Below are 13,876 nucleotides of genomic sequence, written 5' to 3'. Positions count from 1 at the left end.
GATGAGAGAGGGTATTTCCGCCGCGATGGACCGAGCGGAAGCGCTGATCGATGAGGTGTCCGAAGCGCTGCTTGAACCACCGAGTGGTGCGCATCTGTCGACGTTAGAGGCCGCAGGACAGGCGCTTTATGCGGCTGGAAGTCGGGTGACGTTGTCCGAAGTCATGGGGCAAGAGAAGGATCCCGATTTTGAGAAACGGAGGGCAGAGGCCGAAGAGACCATAGCTTTGATCGCGCGGCATCTCGCGGCCAATTTGGCGGTGGGCGAACTGCCACGGCATTTGCGCGGATGGAAGGCTCGTCTGACGGAGAACGTCGTCAACCTGCCATCGGCGCCGCAAGGCATTCCGACGAATGTTCCGGACGAATATCACGATGCTTTGGCTGACCATTTGGCCGGCCTCTCAGACGCACAGTGCGCAGGCTTGCTTTCGGGTGATCTTCGACTGCCCAAATCCGTAGTCGCGGAGTTGCTCGCGCAGAAGCTTCCGGAGACAGGGGACGTGCCCGATCCCGTGCCTTTGGACGACGCCCTTGTGCCAATGGCAAGGGAGGTGTTCGAGGGCTCGCCTTTGGCGCATTTCCTTCATGAATTGGAGGAGTCTGGGCGGATCAATTGTGATAAGGAAGGTGCCGCAGGGTTCGCTTTTTCGATCGCAGAGGATTTTGGCGGGCTGCCGTATATCTATGTCCCGCGCGACGGAACATTTCGCGACCTAATCCTGCTGTGCCATCACCTTGGACACGGATTTCATCAGTGGGTCGCGCAGCGCAAAGGGTCGGTTCTGGACCCCATTGGTCCGACGATTGATGAAGTCATCCCCGTGTTGTGTGAGTTGCGCTGTGAGGACTGGTTGGCCAGGGCAAACCCAGCCGCTGCAAAATGGATCACAGCGCGCCGTCGCGCCGAGGTCGAAGGCGCGCTGAGCAATTTCCAAGAGGAAATCGCTTTGATCCAAGCCACTCTGAGTGGATCGCCGCCAGAGAACTTGCAGGCGCTCGACCTGACAACGCTGCCAGGGTTTCAGCCCCCGCGCCTTTCTTCCTACAGTTTGGGGAGCGTCGTGGCCGAGCGTGTCTGGCGCCAGCATGGGTGGGATTTCGGCTGGATCGAAGGCTTTGCTGCACAGGCGGCTGATGCTGATCTGGTTGCCGCGATAAAGGCGGGCGCATGAACCGGCCTTTTCCTTTGGTTTACCAACATGACTCCAAGGATTGCGGACCGTCCTGCCTGCAGATGCTGCATCAGGCCCATGGTGGGTATATTCCAATCACGCGCATGCGGGAGCTGTGTGATCTGACGATCGACGGTGTATCGATGGCTGGGATAGAACGGGCCGCGCGCGCGCTGGGCATGGTCACTCAGGCGGCCAAGGTCACGCCAGATCAACTGGATAGTTTGCCGACACCCTTCATCGCCCATTGGCTACAAGAGCATTTTGTTGTCGTTGTTCGTGTGACGCCTGACAGGGTCCGGGTGGCCGACCCCGAATTGGGATGGGTGACCTATAGCCGTCAGGAGTTCATTGACCGATGGCTAGGCCGCAAGATGTTCGGCGAGGTGGAAAGAGACCCGTCACTGACCACCGGTGCGGTACTGATGGCATCGCCGGGGCCTGAGTTTGTGACAGGCGAAGCGCCAGCATCACAATCGGGCCTCGACTTGGTCCCTTTGCCTGAGTTGCTGAAGTCGAACGGTCGCTCTGTCTGGGCAATCCTTTTAGCCTTTCCGGTGATCGCAGGAGTCACCGTCGCACTGCCGATCCTGATGCAGCGGGTGATCGACAATGCGCTGGCTGAGACAGACCTAGGTCTACTGTACGTCCTCCTGGGCGGCTATCTGGTCTTGTCGATCAGCGGCAGCGTGATTGGCGCGCTGAGGGATCTTGCGCTGCTACGGTTGGGGGCAATGATCAGCCTTGAGATCGTGCAAATCTTCATGACGCGGCTTTTGCGGCTGAGGATGCGGTTCTTCGAGATCCGAAGCTTGGGCGATCTTTTGCAACGCCAAGCAGATCATCATCGCATCGAACAGTTCCTGACGAGCCACAGCCTGCCAACGCTGTTCTCGCTGATCCTATTCGTGATCTTCGCGGTCATGCTGGGCAGCTACAGCCTTTGGGTGTTGGCATGCGTTCTGGTGGCGGCGGCGCTGACCTTGGCATGGATCGTCGCGATTGGGCGTCGGCGGCGACGCTTTGACCTTCAGCAGTTCGAATTGGAGGGCTTGGTTCAAGACAACGCCGTTGAGATCATTTCTGCTGTGCGGGACCTCAAGGCGCTGGGCAAGACCGGGCAAAAAAGGCGCTTTTTTCGCTCGCTTTTGCAGCGGCGGTTCGACACCACATTCCGGGCGGCGCGTCTGGACGAAGTGCAGAGTATCGGCGCGCTTTTCCTGATGGAAATCGGTGAAATCGCAGGACTGATCGTGGCCGGGACGCTGGTCATCAATGGGCAAACGACTGTCGGGGCGTTTGTTGCGATCCTGTTCATCCTTGGTCAGATGCGCGGGCCGCTGTCGCAGATGGTCCCGTTCTTTCAGGCGGCGCAGGATGCTTGGCTGTCGCTTGGACGTTTGAAAGCCTTGCAGGAGGAAACTGTTGAACCGGACACTGCCCCTGCCGACGCGGAATTTGCGCGTCTCAGCGCGCGGGATGTCCAGCTCAGTGACATTGGATTTCGCTATAATCCGATGCATGAGCGCGAGGTTTTGTCCGATATCTCGCTGACGATCCCCGCGGGTCAGAAGACCGCCGTCGTTGGAGCCAGCGGCGCGGGGAAGTCAACATTGATCAAGCTGTTGTCCAAGTTTCACGACCCCAGTCGCGGAATGATGTCCTATGGTCCGCAAGACTTGAGCGACGTGTCTCCCGAAATCTGGCGCGCGCGGATCGGTCAGGTGTTTCAGGATGGCGTGATTTTCAACAGCACGCTGCGCTACAACATCACGCTCAGCCACGATGAACCGGACGACGAACGCCTGAAGCGCTGCCTGCAAATCGCGAATGTGGACGAGTTTCTGGGTATGCTTCCGCAGGGGCTTTTGACCAGCATCGGGCGCGGTGGATGGCAACTCAGCGCCGGTCAAGAGCAGCGTATCCTGATTGCGCGGGCGTTATATCCTGACCCTGAAATCCTGATTTTTGACGAGGCCACCAGCGCCTTGGATTCAAACAATGAGGCCCAGATCACCAACGCGCTGGCCAATGGTTTGACGGGTCGCACCAGCATCGTGATCTCGCACCGTTTGTCGACCATTTGCGATGCCGACCAGATCATTGTGATGGACCAAGGCAGGGTGGTGGCCACCGGTCGACATGATGACCTCGTGTCGACCTGTGGCGTCTACAGGGACCTGTTTGCGCAGCAGTTGAACTAGCTTATTCGGCCGCCACCGGTTCCGGTCCTTCCTGCACATTGCCGGGAAGGGACAGCACCAGACGTAAAAGCGGTGGCACGGTCAGCAGCGTCAGGAACGCAGACATCGACAGACCTCCAACGACAACCGCGCCCAGCCCACGATAAAGCTCCGAACCTGCGCCGGGAAAAAGCACCAGCGGCAACATTCCAAAGACGGATGTCAGCGTCGACATAAAGATGGGCCTGATCCTGTTCGAGGTGGCCTCTTCAATCGCATCGACCGGCGACATGCCTTCTTCGCGCAGGTGATAGAGCGTCTGGTGAACGATCAGGATCGCGTTGTTCACGACAATGCCGATCAGAATGACGAACCCCAACAATGTCAGCATGTCGAGCGGCTGTACTTGGTAAAGGTTCAGCACGGCTAGCCCGCCAACTCCTCCTGCTGCGGCGACCGGCACCGATATCATCACGACAAGCGGCAGGAAGAAGGATTCAAACAAGATCGCCATGACGAGGAACACGATCACCAACGCAATGATCAGATTGATTTGAATGGCATCCCACGTCTGCGACAACTGATCCGCAGTGCCTGATACGGACAGGCTCACACCATCCGGCAGCCCGCGCTCTGTCAGCGCGCCGATAACTTCGCTTTCGAGCAATTCGACGGCAGCAGCCAATGGCAGGGCGTCCGAGGGCCTGACTTCAAGCGTGACGGTTCTCAGGCGCTCGCGGTGCAGGATTTCGGTTGGTCCTGCCGTCAGGCGCACTTCTGCCACCTCTGACACGGGCAGGATCTGGCCATCGGCTGTCACCACCGGGAATGAGCCGACATCTTGGGTCCGCAGTCCCGCCAGTGAGGCGCTGTCCCCCATAAGTGTCAGGTCCAGACGACGGTTGCCGACGCTTATCTCATCGATCCGAATGCCGTCATTATAGGCGTCAACGGTTGCGGCCAGCGCTTCAGTTGTCAGGCCTGCATCGGCCAATCGGACGCGGTCGGGGATCAGGCGCACCTCGGGTGCGCCCAGTTCAAGACCTGGGATCGGGCGGAACTGGTGACCTTCGGATCGCGGCAAAATGCCAGAGATGATCCCGGCGGCCTGACCGGCCACGCCAAGAATGACCTCAAGCTCATTGCCGGAAACGTTCAGTTCAATCGTTCGTCCGCCGCCAACACCTCGACCAAAGAGGGAAGGTTGCGTCATGAAACCGAAAGTTCCGGGCTCGGCAAAGATCGGGCGCGACAGGATCGGGATCAATTCACCGACGCGGTCTCCGTCAACAGCGGCAGCACCGACAAAGCTATTGCCGGGGGTTGCAACGAAGAAGAAGCTTTGAAGCGCGGGCTGCCCATCTTCGGTTTCGGTGTCAGGACGTGCTTCCCACAGAGGACGGGCAACGCCTTCGATCCGTTCCGCGATGGTTTCGGTCGTATCTAAGTTGTAGCCCGGCGGCGGAATCAAAAGGCCGAATACGAGGTTGCGATTGCCTTCTGGCAGGTATTCCAGTTTCGGCAAGAACGCCCAGGCCAGCGCGGCGGCACCCCCTGCGATACCCACAACCAGCGTCAGCCCGGCAATCCGCCACCGAACGGTCAAACGCACATAGGCCATCACAAGCCAGCGAAACGCACGCCCGAAATGATCGATGATCGGCAGTTTTATTTTGCTGGTTTCGCCGCTTTTGAGCAGCCGCGAAGACAGGGCTGGAATCACGGTGACAGCAACGACAAGTGAGAGCAGAACCGAGACCGAAATCGCCACCGCAATATCACGGAAGAGTTGGCCTGCCTCAAGCTCCATCACGAGGATCGGGATAAAGACCATGACGGTTGTCAGGGCCGAGACAAGGATGGCTCCCCAAACCTGACGCGCGCCTTCGTAGGCTGCCTCGCGCCGAGAGAACCCTTTTTCGCGCAGGCGGTAGATATTCTCCAACACCACGATTGCGGCGTCGACAATCATACCGATGGCAAATGCGATGCCGGCCAGCGAAATGACGTTCAATGTCCGCCCGGTTGCGGCCATGGCCACGAAAGTCGCGACAATCGACACAGGGATTGCCAGCGATATGACAAGCGTGGCGCGCGGGCTGCGCAGAAAGACAAGCAATATCCCAGCGGCGAGTAACCCGCCGATCCAGATGTTCTGGATCACAAGGTCAATCGCACCGGTGATGTAGATCGTCTCGTCATAGACCTGTTCCATGATCAGGCCTGCATCGGCCACAGGCCCCTCGGCGAGATCATCAAGAACGAATTGGACCTCTTCCATCGTGGCGATGACGTTTGCGCCCTGTTCACGGACGATATTGAAGGCGAGGCCGGGTTCTCCTCGGAACCGCAACCGTGCGGTCGGGTCTTCGTAGGCAAAGGCGACATCGGCTACGTCACTGACCAAAACGCGACCCCTTGGTCCATCGCTGCCCTGGGTTTGCGAGCGCAACACGACGCCTTCAATGGCTTCAATCGTGTCGAGGCTGCCTTCGGCACGCACGACATAGCGGCGCTTGCCTTCGTCCACGTTCCCAGCAGAGATCGAGATGTTTTCAGACCGGAGTTGGCGGATGACATCCGGAATGGTCAGGCCGAAACGCGCCAGTTCCTCTGGGCGAATGACGACCTGAAGTTCGCGGGCCACGCCGCCAAAGACATTGACAGCAGACACGCCATCTATGCGTTCCAGCCGCGATTGGATCACATCTTCCATGAAGTCGCCGTATTCGGGCAGGGCGCGTGTGTTGCTCTCGGCGGCACGCAGGGTCACCCATGCAATGGGGCTGTCATCCGATCCAGACGTGTTCAGGGTGGGCTCACCGGCTTCGGCGGGATAGCCGCCCACACGATCAAGCCGGTTGGACACAAGCAAAAGCAGATCACCCATGTCCGAGCCGACGGCGAATTCCAGCGTGACCGAGGCCTGACCGCTGCGCGAGCGGCTGGTCATGCGTTCCAGACCCTCAAGACCGCGAAAGGCGTCTTCCTGAGGATTGACGATTTCGCGCTCAATTTCGGCAGGGGCGGCACCGGGCCAGACGGTTTCAATCGTCACGACAGGTTTGCGCACATCGGGGGCAAGCTGCACCGGGATGCGCGACAAAGACAACATGCCAAAGAGAACGGCCATGGCGACAACGGCCATGACGGCGACGGGGCGTTCGATTGCGAGCTTGATGGGGTTCATGTCACGGCCCTCGGATCAACCATCTGCCGTGTCGGCAGATGCCTGACGGACCGCTGATTGTTCTTCGGTCGCGGGACGGCCAGAGGCCCGCTCTTCGGATGCCGGTGGTCCGCCTCCACCAGCCGGGCGCGGCGCGATGGATTGCCCGGGGCGCAGACGCTCATTTCCGCGCACAACGACCATGTCACCCGGGGCAAGACCCGACAGGACTTCAAGCCGATCACCAATGGCTTGGCCAAGCTCAACTGTTCTTGGCTGTGCCACCCCATCCTGCGCGATGAACACTTGCCATCCTCCGCGTCCTTGGGTCAGGGCGTCTTTCGGCACGGCAATAACATCGCGCGGCTCACTGATGGGGACCTGAAGCGTAACAGACTGCCCGGCTGCCAGATCCTGAGCGGATGACAGAACGTCAAATATGACGGGGCGTGTCCGGGTTGATGAGAATTCGGTCGGCAAGGCCGTGCGCAGCTTGAGCGTCATGGCTCCGCCAGCGTCGGTGAGCGCAGCGACGTCGGACTCAGGCCGAAGCGCGTCGACGAAACGTGCCGGAACAGCAGCCTCTACTTCCATGTCAGTGGTGTCGATCAGGCGCGCGACCTCTGACCCTTGCGACACGAATTGGCCAAGCTCGGTTCCAACCTCAATCACGACACCATCAAAGGGCGCGCGGACGACAGCGTTGTCGAGGTCATATTGAGCCCGGCGCAAAGCGATGCGCGCGGCGGCGACACGGGCCTCGGCTTCGGACTTGGCCCCGCGGGCGACGGCAAAGGCGCTGCGCCGTTCTTCGTAAGCTGCATCTGCGATCACGGAACTGGCTCGGAGATTTTCGGCGCGGTTATAGGCCGTTTCAGCGTTGCTGGCGGCGATCGCCGCAGTGTCGGCAGAAGCCTCTGCCACAGCGAGGTTTGCTTCCGCCTGTGCCATCTGGATGCGCAACAACTCGCCATTGATCTCGGCCAGGATGTCGCCCTCTGCCACGCGATCACCGGTTTCGACGCCGACCAAATCCGCCACGCCGGAAAGCCGCGATGCCACACGGCTTTCGCGGCCCGGTACCACCTCTCCAAAGACGGATATGGTCTCAGCAATCTGTTCGGTGGTCACGGTTTCTACCAAGACACCAGAGGGTCGGCCTTGCGCCGACGAAAGGTTTGCAGCGGAGGCCAGCATGACGCTCAGGCACAGAAGGAATAAGTATCGCATGGGGCTATTACGATGACGCAGGGGAAATGGATCAGATTTGCTCGTCCTGCCCGTTGCACTGAGCCGAAGGTTTGTCTGCGATTTCGGCGCGTAAACGGCTGATTTGACCAATACGCATGCAGGATGTCTGATCTTTGGGCATCCGCGGCGCGCTTGTAGCGCCCAACATGTCCTTTTGGTCAAGTATTGCGCCAAAACCACATTTTTTTACGTGAAAACCGGTCCAGAATTTGAACTTTGCGGTTTGGAACCATTGATTTCGGCGTCTGCAGCATAGAGTGTTGCGTTATGGGCGAGCGTTTGTCTGATCGCCTTTCACATGTCTGAGACAGAATTATGACCGAAGACTCTGTCGTCGACGGCGTTGTAAAGTGGTTCGATCTTGCTAAAGGATTTGGGTTTGTAGTCGCTGAAGGCGTCTCTGAAGATATACTTCTTCACGCGAATATCGTGCGTGAGGCTGGCCGCACAGCTGTGGCCGCTGGTGATCATGTCCAAGTGACCACAGCGCAAACGCCAAAAGGCGTGCAGGCGACGCAGTTGATCAGCGTCACCGAGGTTGCCCCAGTGGAGCAGTCCGACCAACCGATGGTGCCTTCGGTGGATGAAGATATCCTACCCGCGCGCCTTAAGTGGTTCGATAAGACCAAAGGATATGGTTTCCTCAATGCCTTCGGGCAGGGCGAAGACATCTTTGTGCATGTCGATACGATGCGGCTGGGTGGCATGATGGAAGCCGCCGTTGGTGAAGCCATGTGCGTGGTCATTGCCCGCGGTGCAAAGGGCGCCTCGGCGACGGCGGTCTATCCGTGGGACGCCGCGCGGTCTTGGATGGATCAACGCAAGCAGCACCGCGCAGACTAAAAGATCACATCAAAACTCGATGGTTACGCCGGGCAGGTTGAGAGACTTCAGCAGGTCGCGCAGCTCTTGTCTGGCCGCCACGTTCGAGATGTTCATCCGCTCGATGCCTATATCCTTGAGGTCGAGCAGGGTCAGGCCACGCGGGAACAATTCGCGAAAAATGACGCGCTCGCTGAAGCCCGGGATATGACGGAAGCCGATGCGGCGGGCGAGCTTGTCGAGTGCTTCGCCCATTTTCTTTTTGTTGACCATCTGCTGCGCGCCCAGACGGTTACGCACCACAATCCAATCGATTGGATCAAGTCCGGCTTGCGCGCGTAGCTGTCGCGCGTGCCACACCATTTCGGAATAGACAGATGGGCCAAGGATCGTCTGGCCGTCCGTATCGACCTTCGCCAAGAGGTCAAAGTCGACGAAGCTGTCATTCAGCGGTGTCACAAGCGTATCGGCCAGCGAATGCGCGACTTGGCTCAGGCGTGTATGCGAGCCAGGGCAGTCAATCAGGATGAAGTCGCTGTCTTTTTCAAGCTGCGCAATCGCGACCGACAGACGATGGTCATAGACGTTTTCGCCCTGCTTCAGTTGCGCAGGGTCGATTTCGGGCAGGTCGATGTAGTTTGGCGTCGGCAGATCAAGGTCCTGCGCCGCAGCAAACCGGCGGCGGTTTTCAACGTAACGGCCCAACGATTTCTGGCGAAGATCAAGGTCAAGCGCGCCAACGCGATGCCCCATGCGCACAAGGGCGGTTGCAATGTGCATTGAGGTTGTCGATTTGCCGGAACCGCCCTTTTCGTTCCCAACCACCAAAATATGCGCCACGTTACCTGTCCTCTGCGGTCATCTCTTTTGGCGCAACCATATGTGGGGTGCACTTGCTTGGAAAGCGAAAGGGCGCAGCTTGGTTCGTTTCGTCGTGCGAAATCCGCAGATGCTGGTGTTTAGGTCACGGCGCACTTTGGGCAGATGGGGCCGACCGGAGAACCGCGAGCCCGATGACGAGCGCAATCAGGGAACACAACGCGATTGAGCACAAAAGCGGGGTGGCGGAGCCATCAAAGAAGGGGGCGGTCAAAACAATCATGACCCCACCTGCCACCATTTGCAGCGTCCCGCCCAGCGACGACGCAAGCCCGGCAATTTCGCCATGCGGATCAAGCGACATGACCATAGTGGTGGGGATCACAAGGCCCAGAAACGCGTTCGCGCAAAACAGCAGCCCGACCATCAGAGGAAGCGTCAACCAACCTGCAAGACTGACCATGGCGGCAAGACAGGCAAAGACCGCAAAGCCAATCGTCCCGATGAGGACCGTGCGCTCCATCCCGATCTTCATGCCGAGCGGCGCAGCCACCTGCGACGCCGAAAAGAACCCAACGGCGTTGATGGCAAATGCCACGCTAAAGCCGATCTCTGACAGGCCGAATTGCTGGGTGTAGACAAAGGCCGCCGAGGCGAGGAACACGAAAAAGGATGCCATGCCGAACCCTCCCACAAAGGTCAGGCCCATAAAGGTCTTGTCCGTCATGAGAACCCGTGTGCCGCGCGCAAGGCTGCGGAGATTGACCGGGATGCTTGCCTCTGGCTCCAGCGTTTCCTCGACCACGAGGTAGGTCAGGATCAGGCTCAACAGAGCAGCGACGCCCAACACAACAAAAATCATCCGCCAGTCCGCAACCAGCAAGAGAAGTGATCCTGCAAGCGGTGCGAGCATCGGCGAGACCGAGATCACAAGCATGATCATCGCCATCAATTGCGTGGCCTTTGGGCCGGTATGCAGGTCACGGATAACGGCGCGGGGAACGACCATCAAAACTGCCGCACCCAGCGCCTGCACGACGCGGGACCCGATCAGAATTTCGATGCTGGGCGCGACGACACAGCCGACCGTTCCAAGTAGAAAGATGATCAGACCAGTGTACAGCGGCGGCTTGCGTCCGACTTGGTCGGCCCATGGTCCATAAACCATCTGTGCGAGGCCGAAGGCGATAAAGTACGCCGTGAGTGTCGCCTGAGTGGCCGCGATGGTGGTGTTGAGATCCTCGGTGATCGCGGGCATCGCGGGGAGGAACATATCAATGGCAAACGGGCCGACAGCCGCCAAAAGGCCAAGTATCGCCGCTGATTTCAGCATGCTTCCCCGCATGGGACACTCCGTATCTGAGATAGAGATCGATAGCTGACAGCTTTGCCGCTCATCGCCAAGTGCGGTTTTCCGTTTAGGGGGTATGCATCCGCATGGGTGTCAGAAGTCTTGGGGGCTGCGCTTAGGGCTTGAACACCATTTTTCGCGCGAAGAAAAAATTGATCCCAACGCCGCTGAGCGATCCGATGACAACCGCGATCTGCGGCCAAGTGGCGATGAAGCTACTGGAGAGCACCAAGAGCACGTAGATGCCGTTGTTCACGGCCCAACCTGCGATGTTTGCGAGAATGTATTTACCAAGCTCGCGCCGCCATGGCTGGGTGCTGCCAAAGGTAAAGCGACGATTGCACCACCATGCGACCAGCACAACGATTGGGAACGCCAGGAACTGTGCGGTGATGGGGTGCATCACCAGATTAAACAGGGTGAGGGCGACGATATTGGTGACAAAAGCAATGCCGCCCACGACCAGAAAGCGCAGGAATTGCGGGCCAAGTGCGGTCGATTTTGTCATAGGTTACGTCACACAGATCGGGGCGTAGAATTTCGGCCAAGCCTGGTCGCCCCTATTACAAAAAAGCCGACGCAGTGCGCCGGCTTTCCTGGAATTCGTAAGGCGGGCAGGATTAGAAGCCCAGGCCTTCGTATTTCTTTTTGAACTTGGACACGCGGCCACCGGTGTCCATCAGCTTGGTGTTGCCGCCGGTCCAGGCAGGGTGTGCCGAAGGATCGATGTCGAGCGCGAGCTGGTCGCCTTCTTTGCCCCAGGTGGAGCGCATTTTGACAACGTCGCCGTTCGTCATTTTGACGTCGATGAAGTGGTAGTCGGGATGGGTATCTTTTTTCATCGCAGTTACCCTTTCTTCGGCTTGTAGTTGGTGTCTTCTGCGATTCGAGCGGATTTACCACGGCGCGAGCGCAGGTAGTACAGTTTGGCGCGGCGGACACGGCCACGGCGCACAACGGTGATCGACTCGATGTTGGTCGAATGCAGCGGGAACACACGCTCCACGCCTTCACCGAAAGAAATCTTGCGGACAGTGAACGATCCGGCGATGCCTTCGCCGTTCTTGCGCGCGATGCAGACGCCTTCGTAGTTCTGCACACGGCTGCGCGTGCCTTCTGTCACTTTGTAGCCGACACGGACGGTGTCACCGGCTTTGAAGTCGGGAATGTCTTTCCCGAGGGCGGCAACTTGTTCCGCCTCAAGCTGTGCGATCAGATCCATCTGATGCTCCTATATGTTCGACGCGGTTTGCCCGCGGATGATGTCTGATCAGAGGAACCGGTCGAAACCGTGAGGTTCATTCATCAGCTATTCTTTGCGCCCGTGCGAGTCACCCCGCGCGGGATGGCGTCGTATACGCATGCCATACGTGGCTGGCAAGTGGTCTTGGGTCCTACCGCCCTTGACTCAGGCCGCTCTGCCCGCCATACGCCGCGCAACCCCGGAAGAGTCAAACCTTCCGGTCCTTAGGCTTTGCCAGGATCGCCCTCCGTCAGCGCGTTGCGCCCACGGGGGTAAATCTCGTTTGGGTCTTTGGTTTTCGCGCGGTTGCGTCCACATAAGGCGTAGCTGGAATATGAAGGAGGGCTTTGCCCATGTTTGAAAATCTGTCCGACCGCCTGTCAGGCGTCTTTGATCGGCTGACCAAACAGGGTGCGCTGTCCGAAGACGATGTGAAAACCGCTCTGCGCGAAGTGCGCGTGGCCCTTCTGGAAGCTGACGTGTCGCTGCCCGTGGCCCGCGATTTCGTCAAAGCGGTGCAGGAAAAGGCAACCGGTCAGGCCGTCACCAAATCGGTCACTCCCGGTCAGCAAGTCGTCAAGATCGTGCATGATGAGCTTGTGCATGTCCTTGCAGGCGAAGGTGATCCCGGCACGCTGAAGATCGACAATCCACCCGCACCGATCCTGATGGTCGGTCTGCAAGGCTCTGGTAAGACGACGACCACCGGTAAACTTGCCAAACGGTTGAAGGAAAAAGAGGGCAAGCGTGTGTTGCTTGCCTCGCTCGATATCTACCGCCCTGCGGCGATGGATCAGCTGGCGGTTCTCGGCATGCAGGTCGGCGTTGATACGTTGCCGATCGTCAAAGGTGAGACTGCCCTTCAGATTGCCAAACGCGCGAAGCAACAGGCCACCATGGCTGGCTATGACGTCTATATCCTCGACACGGCAGGTCGTCTGCAGATCGACCAGACGCTCATGCAAGAGGTCGAGGATGTTCGCGACGTTGTCAGCCCGCGGGAAACCATGCTGGTTGTCGATGGTCTGACCGGTCAGGTCGCCGTCGAAGTTGCCGAAGAGTTTGACGACAAGATCGGTATCTCGGGCGTTGTCCTGACCCGGATGGACGGCGACGGACGCGGCGGCGCGGCTCTGTCGATGCGCGCGGTCACAGGCAAACCTATCAAATTCGTCGGTGCTGGCGAAAAGATGGACGCGCTGGAAGAGTTCCACCCAGAGAGGATTGCTGGCCGCATCCTCGGCATGGGTGATATCGTCTCCCTCGTCGAAAAGGCGCAGGAAACGGTCGAGGCTGAACAAGCCGAACGCATGATGAAGCGGTTCCAGCAGGGCCGCTTCAACATGAACGACCTCAAGATGCAGCTGGAACAGATGACCAAGATGGGCGGCATGGAAGGCATGATGTCCATGATGCCCGGCGTCGGCAAAATGAAAGGCCAAATGGCCGAAGCCGGCATCGACGATACGATGTTGAAACGGCAGGTCGCCCTGATCAACTCCATGACGAAGAAAGAACGCGCCAACCCGCAGATCCTTCAGGCGTCCCGTAAGAAGCGGATTGCGAAAGGCGCGGGTCTTGAAGTGAGCGAACTCAATCGCCTGCTGAAACAGCACCGCCAGATGTCCGACATGATGAAGAAGCTGGGCAAGAAGGGCGGCAAAGGCCTGATGCGTCAGTTGGGCGGCATGTTCGGCGGCAAAGGCGGGATGCCGTCCGAGGCCGAGATCGCCAAGGCGCAGGCCGAAATGGGTAAAATGGGTGCAATGCCGCGCGGCGCAGGGACGGGCGGTTTGCCCGGTCTGGGCGGTGGCATGCAGTTGCCTCCGGGCCTGAGCGGGTTTGGCAAAAAGAAATGATGATG

Annotated in this window: 11 protein-coding genes; 4 read left to right on the top strand and 7 right to left on the bottom strand. The window is 58.9% G+C overall.

The features are described 5' to 3' along the window. Position 1 precedes the first annotated feature (1 nt). Together FE702_RS09610 and FE702_RS09605 are read left to right on the top strand one after the other, a co-directional pair. Positions 2–1,174 (top strand): gluzincin family metallopeptidase, encoded by a 1,173-nt coding sequence (locus FE702_RS09610; RefSeq protein ID WP_147126015.1) that lies wholly within the window; start codon positions 2–4, stop codon positions 1,172–1,174. Continuing rightward, the gene (locus FE702_RS09605; protein ID WP_147126014.1) at positions 1,171–3,378 is read left to right on the top strand and encodes a peptidase domain-containing ABC transporter; all 2,208 of its coding nucleotides are present in this window, start codon (positions 1,171–1,173) and stop codon (positions 3,376–3,378) included. The genes FE702_RS09610 and FE702_RS09605 overlap by 4 nt, the downstream gene beginning before the upstream one ends. Position 3,379: 1 nt before the next feature. Here FE702_RS09605 and FE702_RS09600 read toward each other — a convergent pair whose 3' ends face one another. Together FE702_RS09600 and FE702_RS09595 are read right to left on the bottom strand one after the other, a co-directional pair. Next, a complete protein-coding gene (locus tag FE702_RS09600) occupies positions 3,380–6,547 on the bottom strand; it encodes an efflux RND transporter permease subunit (protein WP_147126013.1) in 3,168 nt (1,055 codons plus the stop codon). A 15-nt stretch (positions 6,548–6,562) separates the two neighbouring features. Next, positions 6,563–7,756, bottom strand: coding sequence for an efflux RND transporter periplasmic adaptor subunit (locus FE702_RS09595; protein ID WP_147126012.1), 1,194 nt, complete (start codon positions 7,754–7,756; stop codon positions 6,563–6,565). Positions 7,757–8,092: 336 nt separating this feature from the next. On the opposite strand from FE702_RS09595, the gene FE702_RS09590 reads away from it, so the two are divergent. Next, positions 8,093–8,620, top strand: coding sequence for a cold-shock protein (locus FE702_RS09590; protein WP_147126011.1), 528 nt, complete (start codon positions 8,093–8,095; stop codon positions 8,618–8,620). A 9-nt stretch (positions 8,621–8,629) separates the two neighbouring features. On the opposite strand, the gene FE702_RS09585 is transcribed toward FE702_RS09590, so the two are convergent. The 5 genes from FE702_RS09585 to rplS all read right to left on the bottom strand — a co-directional run bounded on the left by FE702_RS09585 (position 8,630) and on the right by rplS (position 11,991). Continuing rightward, complete coding sequence (locus tag FE702_RS09585; protein ID WP_147126010.1) at positions 8,630–9,439, bottom strand: division plane positioning ATPase MipZ; 810 nt, start codon at positions 9,437–9,439, stop codon at positions 8,630–8,632. A gap of 124 nt (positions 9,440–9,563) precedes the next feature. Beyond that, on the bottom strand, positions 9,564–10,763 hold the full coding sequence (locus FE702_RS09580) for a multidrug effflux MFS transporter (protein ID WP_255449644.1): 1,200 nt from the start codon (positions 10,761–10,763) through the stop codon (positions 9,564–9,566). A gap of 121 nt (positions 10,764–10,884) precedes the next feature. Further along, on the bottom strand, positions 10,885–11,277 hold the full coding sequence (locus tag FE702_RS09575; RefSeq protein ID WP_147126009.1) for a GtrA family protein: 393 nt from the start codon (positions 11,275–11,277) through the stop codon (positions 10,885–10,887). A 112-nt stretch (positions 11,278–11,389) separates the two neighbouring features. Continuing rightward, positions 11,390–11,611 (bottom strand): 50S ribosomal protein L31, encoded by a 222-nt coding sequence (gene rpmE, locus FE702_RS09570; RefSeq protein WP_147126008.1) that lies wholly within the window; start codon positions 11,609–11,611, stop codon positions 11,390–11,392. A gap of 5 nt (positions 11,612–11,616) precedes the next feature. Continuing rightward, positions 11,617–11,991: a 50S ribosomal protein L19 gene (gene rplS / locus FE702_RS09565; RefSeq protein WP_147126007.1), complete on the bottom strand. Its 375-nt coding sequence runs from the start codon at positions 11,989–11,991 to the stop codon at positions 11,617–11,619. Positions 11,992–12,365: 374 nt separating this feature from the next. Between rplS and ffh the strand changes: the two genes are divergently transcribed. After that, the gene (gene ffh / locus FE702_RS09560; protein ID WP_147126006.1) at positions 12,366–13,871 is read left to right on the top strand and encodes a signal recognition particle protein; all 1,506 of its coding nucleotides are present in this window, start codon (positions 12,366–12,368) and stop codon (positions 13,869–13,871) included. The last annotated feature ends 5 nt before the right edge of the window (positions 13,872–13,876 follow it).

Source organism: Shimia ponticola, from assembly GCF_007995215.1.
GTDB classification, from domain to species: Bacteria; Pseudomonadota; Alphaproteobacteria; order Rhodobacterales; family Rhodobacteraceae; genus Shimia_B; species Shimia_B ponticola.
The sequence above is the reverse complement of the archived record's forward strand: the minus strand, read 5'-3'. Positions and strand labels throughout refer to the sequence as shown.